A 485-nucleotide genomic window follows, 5' to 3' on the forward strand; every position below is an offset into this window, starting at 1 on the left:
CAGTCATCCCACCATCCTTGCCCGTTCGCGGCACCCGACGCAATGAACGCGGCGCCGCCCCGACCAGCACCGCTCACCACGTCTGATGGCGCGGTAGCGGCGCATCGTTGCCCGAGAACGCGTCAAGCACGACGCGATTTCGGGCAACGATGCTGCGAAGAGGGTGCGACGCCCGCGCATGCCGTCCGCAGGCGTCATCAGCGGGCGCCTACGATGAGGACATGATCGACCCGAGCCGTCACGCCGTGCTGTGGCTGCTCATCTTCTTCGTCCTCGCGACGGCCGCGACGCGCACCGCGACGCGCTACATCCGTCACCGCGCCGACCAGGCCGAGGCGTACCTCAAGGAGAACGCCGAGCCGGGCATGTTCCGCAACATCGCCATCGCGGGCATCCACATCCACCATCAGGTGTGGGGCATCCTCATGCTGCTGTTCAGCGGCCTCATGCTCATCACGTACCTGCCCGAGCGCGGCCTGTGGCTC

Annotated in this window: 1 protein-coding gene; it reads left to right on the plus strand. The window is 67.4% G+C overall.

All coding sequences use genetic code 11. The annotated features are described in order from the left end of the window. Positions 1-221: 221 nt before the first annotated feature. Positions 222-485, plus strand: a 264-nt coding sequence (locus B2284_RS13290; protein WP_286697633.1) for a hypothetical protein, incomplete at its 3' end; no start/stop codon positions are given.

Origin of the sequence: Dermacoccus sp. UBA1591 (genome assembly GCF_002322065.1) — a bacterium.
Taxonomy (GTDB): domain Bacteria; phylum Actinomycetota; class Actinomycetes; order Actinomycetales; family Dermatophilaceae; genus Dermacoccus; species Dermacoccus nishinomiyaensis.